Annotated in this window: 10 protein-coding genes; 2 read left to right on the top strand and 8 right to left on the bottom strand. The window is 37.8% G+C overall.

Annotated elements, in window-relative coordinates; translation table 11 throughout:
* The first annotated feature begins 209 nt into the window (after positions 1 to 209).
* Both metG and CLV62_RS07470 read left to right on the top strand, forming a co-directional pair.
* Entirely contained in the window at positions 210 to 2,249 is a 2,040-nt protein-coding gene (metG, locus tag CLV62_RS07475) for a methionine--tRNA ligase (protein ID WP_110310167.1), read from the top strand.
* A 328-nt stretch (positions 2,250 to 2,577) separates the two neighbouring features.
* The gene (locus tag CLV62_RS07470) at positions 2,578 to 4,347 is read left to right on the top strand and encodes a hypothetical protein (protein ID WP_146212713.1); all 1,770 of its coding nucleotides are present in this window, start codon (positions 2,578 to 2,580) and stop codon (positions 4,345 to 4,347) included.
* Positions 4,348 to 4,476: 129 nt separating this feature from the next.
* Here the strand turns inward: CLV62_RS07470 and thiL are convergent, their stop codons facing one another.
* From thiL to CLV62_RS07430, 8 genes are all read right to left on the bottom strand, one after another.
* Positions 4,477 to 5,523: a thiamine-phosphate kinase gene (thiL, locus tag CLV62_RS07465; RefSeq protein ID WP_110310165.1), complete on the bottom strand. Its 1,047-nt coding sequence runs from the start codon at positions 5,521 to 5,523 to the stop codon at positions 4,477 to 4,479.
* On the bottom strand, positions 5,523 to 6,341 hold the full coding sequence (locus CLV62_RS07460; RefSeq protein WP_110310164.1) for a purine-nucleoside phosphorylase: 819 nt from the start codon (positions 6,339 to 6,341) through the stop codon (positions 5,523 to 5,525). Before CLV62_RS07460 ends, thiL begins: the two co-directional genes overlap by 1 nt.
* The gene (lpxK, locus tag CLV62_RS07455; protein WP_110310163.1) at positions 6,322 to 7,407 is read right to left on the bottom strand and encodes a tetraacyldisaccharide 4'-kinase; all 1,086 of its coding nucleotides are present in this window, start codon (positions 7,405 to 7,407) and stop codon (positions 6,322 to 6,324) included. The genes CLV62_RS07460 and lpxK overlap by 20 nt, the downstream gene beginning before the upstream one ends.
* 133 nt (positions 7,408 to 7,540) lie before the next feature.
* Complete coding sequence (gene sppA, locus CLV62_RS07450; protein WP_110310162.1) at positions 7,541 to 9,316, bottom strand: signal peptide peptidase SppA; 1,776 nt, start codon at positions 9,314 to 9,316, stop codon at positions 7,541 to 7,543.
* A 355-nt stretch (positions 9,317 to 9,671) separates the two neighbouring features.
* Positions 9,672 to 10,604: a thioredoxin-disulfide reductase gene (gene trxB, locus CLV62_RS07445; RefSeq protein ID WP_110310161.1), complete on the bottom strand. Its 933-nt coding sequence runs from the start codon at positions 10,602 to 10,604 to the stop codon at positions 9,672 to 9,674.
* Between the two features lie 128 nt (positions 10,605 to 10,732).
* Positions 10,733 to 11,368: a LolA family protein gene (locus CLV62_RS07440; protein WP_110310160.1), complete on the bottom strand. Its 636-nt coding sequence runs from the start codon at positions 11,366 to 11,368 to the stop codon at positions 10,733 to 10,735.
* A 150-nt stretch (positions 11,369 to 11,518) separates the two neighbouring features.
* Complete coding sequence (locus CLV62_RS07435; protein ID WP_110310159.1) at positions 11,519 to 11,923, bottom strand: L-rhamnose mutarotase; 405 nt, start codon at positions 11,921 to 11,923, stop codon at positions 11,519 to 11,521.
* Positions 11,924 to 11,950: 27 nt separating this feature from the next.
* A complete protein-coding gene (locus tag CLV62_RS07430) occupies positions 11,951 to 14,488 on the bottom strand; it encodes an FtsK/SpoIIIE family DNA translocase (protein ID WP_110310158.1) in 2,538 nt (845 codons plus the stop codon).
* Between the last annotated feature and the right edge of the window lie 240 nt (positions 14,489 to 14,728).

Raw genomic sequence — 14,728 nt, 5'->3', positions numbered from 1 at the left:
ACCCGTTTTTTATTCCTCTAAGAGAGCCTATTTTATACAGAACTTAGTATATTTGCAAGTCTTTTTCGAGATTTAAGGTCACAGACCTTTTTTATTGTATAATAACTAAGTAACAGTAAATACTTATTGTTACATTTTTCAACTATAACTGTCTCTCACTATTATACTTACCAAAGTAACAAATAGGTCTGAGACCTTACTAATATTCTATGAATAAAAAGTATAACCGAACATTAGTTACTTCTGCCCTACCCTATGCAAACGGACCGGTACATATTGGTCACTTGGCAGGAGTATATATTCCTGCTGATATATATGTCAGATATTTGCGTCTTAAAGGCGAAGAAGTAATACATGTCGGAGGATCTGATGAACACGGTGTACCTATCACCATACGTGCCAAGAAAGAAGGAGTAACTCCTCAGGATATTGTAGATAAATATCATGGTATTATCAAAAAATCATTTGAGGACTTTGGCATTGCTTTCGACATATATTCTCGCACCAGCTCTGAGATACATAAAGAAACTGCATCAGACTTTTTCCTGAAATTATACAATAAGGGAGAATTCGAAGAACAAACCAGCGAACAGTATTATGATGAAGAAGCTAAAATGTTTTTAGCTGACCGTTATATAACCGGAGAATGTCCGTATTGCGGAAACCCGAATGCCTATGGAGATCAATGCGAATCCTGCGGAACATCTTTGAGTCCTACCGATTTAAAGAATCCTAAGTCAAGCATTACCGGTAATCCTCCGATTATGAAGGAAACAAAACATTGGTATCTGCCTCTTGATAAACATGAAGCATGGTTGAAGCAATGGATTCTTGAAGATCATAAGGAGTGGAAATCAAATGTGTATGGTCAATGTAAATCATGGCTAGACATGGGGTTACACCCTCGTGCAGTAAGCCGCGATTTAGATTGGGGAGTACCTATTCCATTAGAAGGAGCAGAAGGAAAAGTTCTGTATGTATGGTTCGATGCTCCTATCGGATACATCTCAAATACAAAAGAGCTATTACCGGATAGCTGGGAAAAATGGTGGAAATCGGAAGATACAAAGCTTGTGCATTTCATAGGTAAAGACAATATCGTATTCCACTGTATTGTATTTCCTGCGATGTTGAAAGCTGACGGTTCATACATTCTTCCTGAAAATGTTCCTGCCAACGAATTCCTCAATCTTGAAGGTGATAAAATATCCACTTCACGCAATTGGGCAGTATGGCTTCATGAATATTTGGAAGAATTTCCGGGACAGCAAGATGTTTTACGCTATGTATTAACAGCCAATGCCCCAGAAACTAAGGATAACGATTTCACGTGGAAAGATTTCCAAGCCCGCAACAATAATGAACTGGTAGCGATACTTGGTAATTTTATCAACAGAGCACTAATTCTTACTCAAAAATATTTTGACGGTAAAGTTCCCGCAATTCACGAGCTGACCAACTACGACAAAGAAACTCTGGCGGAATTTGCGGATGTTAAGCAAAACGTAGAAAAGTATCTAGACAATTATAGATTCCGTGATGCTTTAAAAGAGGCTATGAATTTGGCTCGTATCGGCAATAAATATCTGGCAGACACCGAACCTTGGAAAACGGCTAAAACAGATATGCCACGTACCGAGACTATTCTCAACATCGCTTTGCAAATAACAGCCAATCTGGCTATTGCATTTGAGCCATTCCTTCCTTTCAGCACTAAGAAAATAAAGGAATTCTTGAATATCGAGCATTTAGAGTGGAATCAATTGGGACGCACTGATATACTTTCAGTAGGTCATACTTTAAACCAACCAGAATTACTCTTTGCTAAAATAGAAGACGAAACTGTTGAGCAACAAATACAAAAGCTTCTGGATACTAAAAAAGCAAATGAAGCATCTGAATATAAGGCTGCCCCAATAAAACCGGCCATTCAGTTCCCAGACTTTGAGAAAGTAGATATTCGGGTGGGAACCGTTCTTGAGTGTATTAAAGTCCCTAAGGCTGATAAGCTATTACAGTTTCTTATAGACGACGGTATCTCTAAACGCACTATTATATCAGGCATCGCCCAATGGTATAAACCCGAAGATTTAGCAGGTAAGCAGGTATGCTTTATAGCTAATCTTGAACCTAGAAAATTAAGAGGAATTGAATCTTGCGGAATGTTGCTTTCGGCAGAAAACAGCGATGGAAGTTTATCTCTCATCCAGCCTTCTGCATTAATTACTCCGGGAAGTAAAATAGGATAACTTATTGTAAAATAAGACAGAAAAAACAGGAACGGGTATCCAAATATTTGGATACCCGTTCCTGTTTTTTAACATTTATACATAATAAGAATTACTAAACGAGCTGTCAATCAAACGATTTAGAATACTTATAAGAAATATCTAACACTCATAAATTTACGATCTAATTCTTTGACAATGGGCAAATTACTACGACTGCAAACATCTAGTATATTTAAAATCATCCTAAAAGAAGAAAATAGCTATTGAAAAAACCTAAGCAGACTATCTTTGAGCAAGAGTCATGTTGACACATGCTAATAATTATAAAAATCAAGGAGTGTCTTTTATGAAGAAAACAATAAAGTTATATCTTTTATTTATATTTTCTATGCTATCTTTTATTTCCGGATATGCTCAAGTAGGTATTAACACTGAAAATCCGGATGAAAAAGCCATATTAGAGATTGTAAGCAGTGATAAAGGGGTGCTTGTACCTCGAATGACTGAAGTTGAAAGAGATCTCATCAAACCTTCTGCAATAAACCAACAAAGTTTACTTATATTCAATACAGACGAAGACTGCTTTAACTATTGGCACAAAATAGATAAAGAATGGAAAAGCGTTTGTGGTAAGATAGGGAAAGCTGAGTTTGAAATCACAGACTGTAAAGCCGTAACCGTATCGGGTCAATATTTATCTGCTACAGCTCTCACATCTACGAACTACATTACAGTACCTGTTAAAGTAACCAAAGTAGGAACTTATACAATAACAGCTATGCCCGACCCTGCGAACGGCTATTACTTTACCACCTCCGGTGAGTTTCTGGCTACAGGGACTTATAATATTATTGTGCCCGGTGCAGGTACCCCAACTAATTATACTACTAACGGACAATTAGGGAATGACGTAAAAATCTCATTGAATGATGTTCTGTCAAGTTGTTCTGTTAGCATTATCATTGAAGATTCCAGAGTAAAACCGCTGTATTCAATGACCTGCGGTTCCACTAGAGTAAATGGAGTATATAAGGTGAACACCCCTCTAAATGGTACAAATACTATAACCATGACCTTAGCTGTAGACCCTACAGCAACAGGAGCAAGTTATATCATTACCACAAACACCGTTGACGGCATCAGTTTCGCCGGTTCAGGCATTTTAATAGTTGGTACCAATCAAACTGTTACATTATACGGAACAGGTACTCCCACTTCTATAGACTCAAAAAGAATGACGATAACATCTAACAGTAAATCGGATGTCGCGACATGTTCTGCCACAGTAGTAATGGCTTATACTAAGAAAAAAATACTCAGTATAGGAACATATACCAACTCATATGGATACAACTTTAGTGGTACGGCTTATTCGAATCAACTCTTAACGACCCAGACCAACTTTGGAACTCAAGCAAATAGTCTTATAAAAGCAGAGGGTTTTGACTTTATAAGCCCGGGAGACTTTGCTCCCAGTTTGGCTCAGCTACAAACAGCGCTGAATCAAAAGCCTGATATTGTTATTCTTGGAGTTTGGTGGAATCCCACTGTTCAGATGGCTGATTTATTGGTGACCTATTTAGCAAACGGAGGCGTTATGCTTGCTTTTATGGAAGAAGATGGAGGTACGAGAATACTACAACGCCTGTTTGCAAATACCTCCATATCGGGAAATTTAGTAAATGCAGCAGGAGCTGTATACAGATATCCATTTACAAACGATGAAATATTAAATGGTCCGTTTGGTGATATCAGGGGGCTTCAATGGGGAGAAGATGCTTCTCAAACAAGAGCAATGTATAACCTGCCAAGTAGCGAGATAAGCATTTACTCAAATGATCAGGACGTTTCCACTCAAAATGCCGGCACAGGTGGTATTACAGCATTTAAGCACAACACTCTAAATCTGATCTTTGTTTCGGATGGAGGCTTTAATTCTGCCACATCCAATGCTCCTTCCGACATGATTATTTGTCCATTTAATATTAATGCAAGCAAATTTCCAATTCCTAAAACCAATTATGGGAGAGGCGCTACAAAATATTCTGTTTATAATTCAATCTTCACAGCTAATGCATTGGCATGGGCTATAAAAACAGCACAATTCGGAAAATAAACTGAAACAAACAATAAAAGTTATACTCTCTAAAAAGGCAAAACCTAGAGGTCTCAGTCTTAAAATAAAAAAGAACCAATTTTATCAAATTGGTTCTTTTTTATTTTAAGATTCTATCAGTCAATCGATTCAGTTATCTTCCGACAATGAGTTCCAACCCTGAGCCTTAAGCTCTATTTCGGTACTGTCTCTTGTCTCCAAAGCCAGCCCTAAAGATTCGTTTGTAATATGCCCTATTACACGTACACCTTTCATCTTCGACACTTTATCATGCAGATGCAAGGGAACAGTAAATAGAAGTTCATAATCTTCACCACCATTAAGAGCTACAGTCGTAACATTCAGATTAAACTCTTCTGCCATTACGGCTGTTTGGTAATCCAAAGGGAGTCTCTCTTCATAGATTCTGCAACCGACTTTGCTTTGTCTACAGATATGAATAAGTTCTGACGACAAACCATCAGATATATCCATCATTGAAGTAGGTACAATACCTTCATTTGCTAAAGTTTCTATTATATCCTTACGTGCTTCGGGTTTTAATTGTCTTTCGAGTAAATACTCTCTCCCCGAAAAATCAGGAGTAAAATCGCTTTTACCGTCAAAAACAGCCTTTTCTCTTTCGAGAAGCTGAAGCCCCATATAAGCAGCTCCCAAATCCCCCGAAACACAAATAATATCATTTTCCTTTGCTCCGGCACGGGTTACAATCTGACCTTCTATGCCTTCTCCAATACAAGTAATAGATATGCATAAACCGGTTAAAGATGCCGAAGTATCTCCTCCTACAATATCTACTCCATATTGCTCACAAGCCAGTTCCAGACCTGCATAAAAATCTTCCAGGTCTTCCACCGAAAATCGTTTCGACACACCCAAAGATACAGTTATCTGCTTAGGTTGCCCGTTCATTGCATAGATATCCGAGAAATTTACAACTGCCGATTTATAACCCAGATGCTTTAAAGGAACATATATCAGATCGAAATGTATCCCTTCGAGCAAAAGGTCTGTTGTGACCAATACTTTTTGATTCGTATTTTCGGCATATGAAAGAATAGCTGCATCATCTCCAACCCCTAAAACAGAGCTTGAGTGCTTTAGCTTAATATTTTCTGTCAGATGCTTTATCAGACCAAACTCTCCGAGTGAAGCAATTTCAGTACGTTGTTGCATTATTTATTCAATCTTTTGATAACTTCTTTAATAATAAATGCCATTTTAGGCTGAGCTATTTTAGCTGCTTCCTGCACTTCTTCGTGAGTTACTTCTACGATTTTTCCTATTACACCTAAATCTGTGATAATAGAGAATGCAAGTACCTTCATTTTAGCGTGATTTGCAACGATCACTTCGGGCACCGTAGACATTCCCACGGCATCGCCACCCATAATGCGGAAATAATTGTATTCTGCAGGAGTCTCGAATGTAGGGCCTTGTGTTCCCACATATACACCGTGTTGCAGTTTTATATTATTTTCTTTTGCAATCTCCATCGCCAATCTGCGAAGGTCTTTATCATAAGCATTACTCATATCAGGGAAGCGGGTTCCCAACTCATTAAAATTCTTGCCATGAAGTGGATGCTCCGGAAACATATTGATATGATCGTCGATAAGCATGATATCTGCGATATCAAAACTTCCGTTCATTCCACCGGCTGCATTGGAAACGAATAAATACTTTACATCTAAAGCCTGAAATACACGAACGGGAAACGTTACTTCCTTCATTGTGTAACCTTCATAATAATGGAAACGACCTTGCATGGCAATCACTTCATTATCTCCCAGTTTTCCGAAAATCAGTTTTCCACTATGTCCTTCTACTGTAGATACTGGAAAATTCGGTATTTCGGTATAAGGTATTTCTCTTTTATCTGTAATGGCATTGGCCAGTTCGCCCAAGCCTGTACCAAGAATAATAGCTGATTGAGGTATATGTCCGACTTTGCTTTTTATATAATCGGCCGTTTCACGAATTTTCTCTAACATGATCTACGATTTTATTATTAAATAGTTTTTTATCTTCTTCATTTACAAAACTTACTCGAATAGGCAAGTAATAAAGGATTGACTTTATATCGTCATCCAGATTATCCATTGAGCGAAAACGTGCCGCATCTTTTTCGGTAACAATAATGACTTTATCTTTATCCCCCATACCGGCAAGGCATGATCTCATCTCCGAAATATCTTTCGATGTGAATTGATAATGGTCGGGGTACTGCATTGTTTCAGCTTTCTTTATATACCTCTTCACTTTCTTGAAGAAAGGACGGGGATTTGCAATACCTGCCACAAGCAGCACATCTTTATTCTGCAGTTTCTTTAAAGACAGTTCTTCTTCATTTTCTGCAAAAACAGGCATCAATGATCCATATCTGAAAGAGGTATAAAACAAATCCTGATAAGGATATGCATGAATATCTTTTGCCAACAACCTTAAATCGAGAGGTGTAATACCATCGGGACATTTAGTTACAATTATCACATTGGCTTTCTCCGCATAATGCACAGGTTCGCGTAAACGTCCTGCAGGCAGCAGTTTATCACGGGTCATCAACCGATTATAGTCGGTAAGCAATATCGTAAAAGAGGGCTTCACATACCTATGTTGAAAAGCATCATCCAGTAAAATAACATCAGGTTTTTTATCTTCTGGTAAAGCTAAAAGGTTTTCGATTCCCCGTTGCCTTTCGCTGTCAACAGCCACTATCACATCGGGATATTTACCTTTTATTTGATAAGGCTCATCTCCTATCTGATCAACTGTCGAGTTTCTTTCAGCCAATACAAACCCCTTACTTTTACGCTTATACCCTCTGCTCAAGACAGCTATCTTATAATCGGATTGCAGAAGTTCTATTAAATATTCAGTATGAGGTGTTTTACCTGTGCCTCCTACTGTTATATTCCCTACGCAAATAACAGGAATATCGTATTTTTTTTGCTTTAATATCTTACATTCAAACAGTTTGTTTCGTACAAATACAACAAACCCATACAACCACGATAGAGGCAGTAACCATTTTTTTATATGTAAGTTATTATGGGGCATCGATACTCTAGCTACTTCAAATAATATTAATATTTATGATACGTTTTTTTTGTGGGAGCGAACCTATGTGTTCACCTCAAGAGAACAGACATACAGGTCTGCTACTACACCAAAACCCTAAATAGGTCAGACCTTAGTTTAGCTGCAAGTCGTAGGGCATACGTGCCTGTATAAAGTCTTGCTCTTTCAGGTCTTTTATATCCTTGATTGTTTTCAATAAATGAAAATCCGAACCTAAATATTCTTTCAGCGCACGAGTCGCTATATCATCAGTTTGTGTCCTGAACAGAGCTTCAAAAGGACTCACTTGTTTAGGGTATTCACCGATTGAATAATCGGTAATATCTGCAAGCTTAGCTGCTTCTTTGAGAGCATCGTCAAGACCTCCGATAGCATCTACAAGACCTATTTCAAGAGCCTGCTTACCTGTCCAGACTCTGCCTTCTGCTATTTTCTCAAGAGCATCCAGCGAAAGATTCCGACCTTCGGCACAACGGCTTAAAAACAATTTATAGCCTCGTTCAACATATTGTTGGAGAATCGCTTTTTCCTGTTCACTCATCGGACGAGTCACATCTCCATAATCTGAGAACTTATTTGTTTTCACATTATCGAAAGTCAAGCCTACTTTATTTGTCAATGCTGCCATATTCGGAAACATTCCAAATATTCCTATCGATCCGGTAATAGTTGTAGGCTGGGCATATATTTTAGAAGCATTGCTCGATATATAATATCCTCCTGATGCAGCATAATTTCCCATGGAAACAACTACAGGCTTTTTAGCCTTGAGGTCTTCCACAGCTTTCCATATCTGTTCTGAGGCATATGCACTGCCCCCCGGAGAATTAACTCTAAAGACAACTGCTTTTATATTATCGTCATCCTGTAGTTTTTCTATCTCCTTAATCAGATACCTGTCATTAATATCGGTTGGTTTACTTCCGCTAACAATCGATCCCTCAGCATACAAAATAGCAATCTGATCGGATGATTTAGATTTTTGAGAATCTCCGACAGTAACCATATCTGTGACTGATGCTATATTCAATTTCTCTGAATCTTTAATACCGACTAAACTTTTCAGATATTGCCGAACTTCCGATTCGTACATTAAAGTATCTACCAAATGGTTCTTAACGCTAAACTCTCCTTCCTGAAATGCAGGCAAAGTATCAGTTATCTGATTCAGGCGTTCCACAGGAATACCCCGCGATTCAGAAATACGTCCCAGAAGGGTCGACCAAATATCATTTATATAGGAACCTACCTGTTCTTTGTTGGCATCGCTCATTTTATCCAACATAAAAGGTTCTACAGCCGATTTATAAGTACCCACCTTAAATATTTGCATTTCTACACCTATCTTATCAAGCAGTCCCTTGTAAAAGGTCGGGCTAACAGATAGTCCTTGCAAATTGAGTGAACCCTGAGGATTCAGAATCACTTTATCGGCAATTGTGGACAAGAAATAGCCTCCTTGCGTATAATCATCGGCATAAGCTACTATAAATTTACCACTCTCTTTAAAATCTGATAATTGATTTCGAATTTCGGCCAGCGAAGCACTCGGAGCCATAAAGTAACCCGAGCTTATATATATTCCTTTAATGTCATTATTATCTTTTGCTTTTTTTATGGCAGATAGAATATCCGTCAAAGCCATTTCCTTTGCTTCTCCCAAATTGAAAAGCTCCAATATAGGATTCTCCACAACCCGATCTTTCATTATTCCGGTTAATCGAATTGTCAGTACCGAATTACTTTTTAAAATAAACGTATCAGAAGAACTACTTAATAATACCCCGATAAACCCGAAAAATAATAGAGCAAGAACTCCACCTATAATAAAACTACTGATAAGTACTCCGAGTATCGAAGCCAATACGCTTTTAAAAAAATCTTTCATGCAACGAAAAATTAAGTAAGTAATAGTAAATATTTATTGTTACATTTTATAACTATAACTCTCTATCGAAATTATACTTACCAAAGTGATAAACAGGTCTGAGGCCTTAATTCGCAGAAACTCATTACCACAATCTAACAAATATAGGTAAAAATATTTTAGGGGAAACATATCTTCACCTAAAATAGTGAGTTTGGACCTATTGATAAAACACAAAAAGGAGCCACAAGACTGTTGGCTCCTTATATAAGGTCGTAGACCTTTTTATTGCTTTGGCTGGACATAACAACCAGAGATTGTTATGTTGATAAATCATCGCATTACATATTTCGAATTACTTAATATAAGCTCTATCTCAATCGGCTAGATATCGTTCGGCCTCTATAGCAGCCTGACATCCGGTTCCGGCAGCAGTGATTGCCTGACGATAAACAGGGTCTGCAACATCACCGGCAGCAAATACCCCGGGTATATTTGTTTTCGGACTATCAGGTATTCTTTTCAGATAGCCTGTTTCATCCATATCCAGTTGACCTACAAAGATGTCTGTGTTGGGTTTATGACCAATTGCAAGGAAGAAACCATCGATATTTATATCAAATTTTTCTTCATTGGCTTCACCCAAATGTCTTACCAAATGAGCTCCTTCAACACCATTCTCTCCAAAAAGGCCTAATGTATTGGTATTGAACAAGACTTCTATTTTTTCATGTTTCATCACTCTATCCTGCATCACTTTGGATGCTCTTAAGAAAGGTTTACGAACGATAAGATATACTTTGCTAGCCATTCCTGCCAAGTAAAGAGCTTCTTCACAGGCAGTATCTCCGCCACCTACTACACCTACCACTTTTTTACGATAAAAGAATCCGTCGCAAGTAGCACAAGCGGATACACCCATACCTGCATATTTAGCCTCATCGGGTATACCCAGATATTTAGCTGTTGCTCCCGTAGATATGATTACTGTATCAGCTTCGATTTCGATTTTACCATCTACTGTTATTTTTTTAGGGGTCGACTTCAAATCCGCCGCAGTTACTATTCCTGTACGTATATCTGCACCATAGCGAGTTGCTTGCTTTTTCAGATCTTCCATCAATTCGGTTCCGCTGATACCCTCAGGGTAACCGGGAAAATTCTCAACCTCTGTAGTAGTGGTTAACTGACCACCGGGTTGTATTCCTTCATACAAAACCGGAGCTAAATTTGCTCTCGATGCATAAATTGCAGCAGTATATCCTGCCGGTCCTGAGCCTATAATCAGGCAACGTACTCTTTCACTCATAGCAATTATTTTTGTTTTGTTATTTCAATATTAAGATCAAAGATATAGATAACATTTATGAAAACAACATCTTATTATTCCTTATTTTCTATTCGAATATAAACAGAATCTATGGCAAGCACTTTTAATTAACGTAAATCTATAACCTCAATTTGAGGATAATCTTTCTTATTAAAAACGAATGTATTATCCGGTAGGTTTACACCTGTTTGAAGCTTGGTTATTATCAAATGATTATTCACTCCGTCTTTTCCAAATGTATTAACGGAAGTAAACATATTGGTTGCTTTATCAATGTGAACAACCATCTTTGTAAATTCGGATTTCTTCCCTAAAGGAATCATCTCTATAACATAGACCGTTTTAGTTTTTTCTTTTTTCTCTCCTTTGTAGTTGAGTTTAAAGCCGGTTTTGTACAGGCTTAATAAAACAAATGGGCTAACTCCGGCAAGTTCTTCTCCTGTTGGGTTACTCACATTCACCTCATCGCCACCTTTAGCATAAACCCACTGAGTTTTTCCATCAAACCAAGTAATACCATCGGGCACGTCAATCTTAAATTTATTCCCTTTAAGATAAGCTTTTCCATCCTGACTGTAAACGGTCTTACCTTTTACATCCTCAGTATTGATCGTAAAAGATGCAGTAATCCCTCCTGCTTGATTATATGCAAGATTCGCTTTATCCAGAATGCTCTTAGCATCCTGAGCATTCAAGCCCAGAATCCAGAAAAGAAACGCAAGTATCAATAAATTTTTCTTCATAATCTCATTTAAGGTCTCAGACCTATTTGTTAGTTTGGTAAGCCTAATATCAATAGACAGTTGTAATAATAAATACCTACTATTACTTAAACTTACTCTTTAGACCGATCTCACATTAAATCGTTTAATTCGACATCCATAAATTCTAAGTCATTTTTGTCTCAAGCAATCTTCTAAAGAAAAAATCCGCTCCATCAATTGCCATTTTTCATCAGAAGCTCCACCTTTTTCAACATCTTGAAACTGCAACATAAAATCTTCCCATTCTGCCTGACGCTCATAGGTAGCCAATTTACCAAAAGCTTCATCCCAATTAAAATCAAGAGGTGTTTCTACAATCATCACCTCCATACCTCCAATCAAGTAGATCTCCATATCCAATATACCGGCTTTACGAATACCTTGAGGTATTTCTTTCCAGATATTTTGGCTATTATGCCAGTATTTATACTGCTCTACTTTATCTCCGCCTAATTTCAGTTTAAGAAACTGGCAATAACGTTTGGTTTGAGTAAGGTAAGGCTCTCTTACATACCCTGTTTTAAGATTTTCCATAGAAACTATCTTGAAATTAACAATCTGTTAAATAGAACTCAATTTCTGCTCTAAGCTGTACTCATCCATAATAAGCACCTCTCGAGGCTTGCTACCCTGAGTACCACCTACTATTCCGGCAGCTTCGAGCTGATCCATCAATCGTCCGGCACGATTATACCCTATTGAGAATTTTCGCTGAATAAGAGAAGTTGAACCCTGTTGATGAACAACTATCAAACGGGCAGCCTCTTCGAAAAGAGGATCTTTATCACTCAAATCAACCGAGCCGGTTTTATCGTCACCTCCTCCATCTCCAACAAATTCGGGCAATTCGAAAGCATTAGCATACCCTTGTTGTTTTCCGATATATTGTGTGATTTCTTCCACCTCGGGTGTATCTACAAAAGCACACTGAATACGCACTAAATCACTCCCTTGCGAGAATAGCATATCCCCCCGACCGATCAGTTGATTTGCTCCCGACATATCCAAAATAGTACGTGAATCAATTTGAGATGTCACACGAAAAGCCATACGTGCAGGGAAATTCGCCTTGATAGTTCCCGTTATAATATTAGTTGTAGGACGTTGAGTCGCAATAATCATATGCATACCCACAGCACGCGCCTTTTGAGCAATACGGGCAATAGGCATTTCTATTTCTTTTCCGGCAGTCATTATCAAATCGCCGAACTCATCTATTATCACTACTATATAAGGCAGGAAGCGGTGACCTTTTAACGGGCTCAATCTACGCTTTCTGAATTTCTCGTTATATTCCTTTATCGTTCTCACACTGGCTGCCATCAGCAACTCATACCTGTCGTCCATCTCTTTTGTCAGAGAGTTTAATGTTTGAGTCACTTTACTGACATCGGTAATAATCGCTTTTTCGGCATCAGGCAACTTAGCTAGATAATGCTTCTCGATAGTCGAGTAGATATTAAACTCTACCATTTTAGGATCCACCAATACCATCTTCATTTCTGCCGGATGCTTTTTATATAACAGCGAAGTTATAATAGCATTCAGCCCTACCGACTTACCCTGACCTGTTGCTCCTGCTACCAGTAAGTGAGGCATTTTGCATAAGTCGAACATGAATATTTCATTGGTAATTGTTTTCCCTAAAGCTACAGGCAAATCGTAATTACATTCCTGAAAACGCTTTGAGGCAATAACCGACTGCATGGATACGATCTGAGGATCTTTATTCGGAACCTCAATTCCGATAGTGCCCTTACCGGGCATAGGGGCAATAATACGAATACCCAAAGCTGACAAACTCAGAGCAATATCATCTTCCAGATTTCGAATCTTAGAAATACGCACTCCGGCTTGAGGTACAATTTCATAAAGTGTAATAGTAGGTCCTACTGTTGCTTTAATTGACGTTATTTCAATCCCATAATTACGGAGAGTATTAATAATCTTATCTTTATTTGCCTTTTGCTCAGCCATATCTACCCCTTTTCCTGTATTGTCATAGACTTTCAGTAAGTCAGACGAAGGAAAATGGAAATTAGATAAGTCTTTTGTAGGATCGTAATCTTCCATTTCTTCAACATCCGAAGCCGTAAGCTCTTCACGCTCTTCCCTTGGTAGAATTGGTCTGATAGGAGATATGATATTCCGTTTTTCCTGATATGCTTCTTCCTGAGGAATAACCACTTCAAAATCATCTTCAACATCAATCGATCTCGACTGCCTGTTGAGAATCGGTTTATTTTGTGCAGGAGGTGTATACACAGGAGAAGATAACTCTCTTTGCAAATCATTATTTATCGGTAGAAGATTGTCCTCTTCCAAATTATCTTCTGAAACATCTTCTTCTTTTTTCTTTCTTCTGAACCAGTTAAATATCTTATTTAGCACAGAGTTCTTCTCAATAATCTCGTTATCCTCTTCTGCTTCTTCATCTTCAAAATCATCCTCATTAATTGCATCACTTTTAGGAATACCGTTTGATCCGGGAAAAAGATTTTTAAAGAATCCTACTGAAGTTTGCTTCGTTATTATTACAAAAACAACAAGCAGCAGTATAATAATGAGAGATACTCCGATTCCACCCAAAGCAGTTTCCAATAGTTGCTCTAAAATCGACCCGTGGCTTCCACCCCAGATTATATGGCTATCAGGAAATACTTTAGTTAGAATAAACGAACTGAAAATCGATCCCCAGATAAGGATGAAAGAACACAAAATAAATGCGCGGATAACAGATATTGTTTTGATTCCGATTAAACGAACTCCTATCATTCCTATAAATACAGGTATGACAAGAGAAAATACACCACAATATTTATTGATAAGCGCCTCGGCAATAAAAGCTCCCCCTACACCCGTCCAGTTACTGATGTCTTGCTTATGGATTATTAAATCCAGAAAATATTTATTTGCAACCTTGCTTTGATCAGCTGCACCGGTAAAGAAAAAAGAAATCATCCCAATAAACATAAACAAAGCGATAAAGATCACACATACTCCCATAAGGAACTGTCCTCTTTCGCTACGCAGAAAACGAAGTACATTTGACGCCGTTTTCGTACTCTTTTTTTTCTTTTTACTCTTTTTCGCAGGCATATATATTTCTTAAGGCCTCAGACCTGTTTATTACTTTAACAAGCGTAATTGCAACTGGTAGTGATAACTACACGACATTTCACTTAATACTTGCTGTTACTTAAATAAGAAACAAAGATACATTTTTTCATTGTAGAATCAACATACATAAAACAGAGATCATTTTATCTAAAAAAATAAAAACAATTATCAGCATTAGCAACCTCCGTCTTTTATGTTTAAAAACATGCATGCATATCA

The organism is Indolivaga alginatilytica (assembly GCF_003201355.1).
GTDB classification, from domain to species: domain Bacteria; phylum Bacteroidota; class Bacteroidia; order Bacteroidales; family Dysgonomonadaceae; genus Dysgonomonas_A; species Dysgonomonas_A alginatilytica.
Note: the sequence above shows the minus strand (reverse complement) of the source record. Positions and strands in the feature narration are given on the sequence as shown.

Coding starts and splice junctions, on each gene's coding strand:
- CLV62_RS07435 (WP_110310159.1), bottom strand. CDS start 11,923: ATGGAAAATCTTAAAACAGGGTATGTAAGAGAGCCTTACCTTACTCAA.
- CLV62_RS07460 (WP_110310164.1), bottom strand. CDS start 6,341: ATGTTAGAGAAAATTCGTGAAACGGCCGATTATATAAAAAGCAAAGTC.
- CLV62_RS07470 (WP_146212713.1), top strand. CDS start 2,578: ATGAAGAAAACAATAAAGTTATATCTTTTATTTATATTTTCTATGCTA.
- CLV62_RS07440 (WP_110310160.1), bottom strand. CDS start 11,368: ATGAAGAAAAATTTATTGATACTTGCGTTTCTTTTCTGGATTCTGGGC.
- sppA (WP_110310162.1), bottom strand. CDS start 9,316: ATGAAAGATTTTTTTAAAAGCGTATTGGCTTCGATACTCGGAGTACTT.
- lpxK (WP_110310163.1), bottom strand. CDS start 7,407: ATGCCCCATAATAACTTACATATAAAAAAATGGTTACTGCCTCTATCG.
- metG (WP_110310167.1), top strand. CDS start 210: ATGAATAAAAAGTATAACCGAACATTAGTTACTTCTGCCCTACCCTAT.
- trxB (WP_110310161.1), bottom strand. CDS start 10,604: ATGAGTGAAAGAGTACGTTGCCTGATTATAGGCTCAGGACCGGCAGGA.
- CLV62_RS07430 (WP_110310158.1), bottom strand. CDS start 14,488: ATGCCTGCGAAAAAGAGTAAAAAGAAAAAAAAGAGTACGAAAACGGCG.
- thiL (WP_110310165.1), bottom strand. CDS start 5,523: ATGCAACAACGTACTGAAATTGCTTCACTCGGAGAGTTTGGTCTGATA.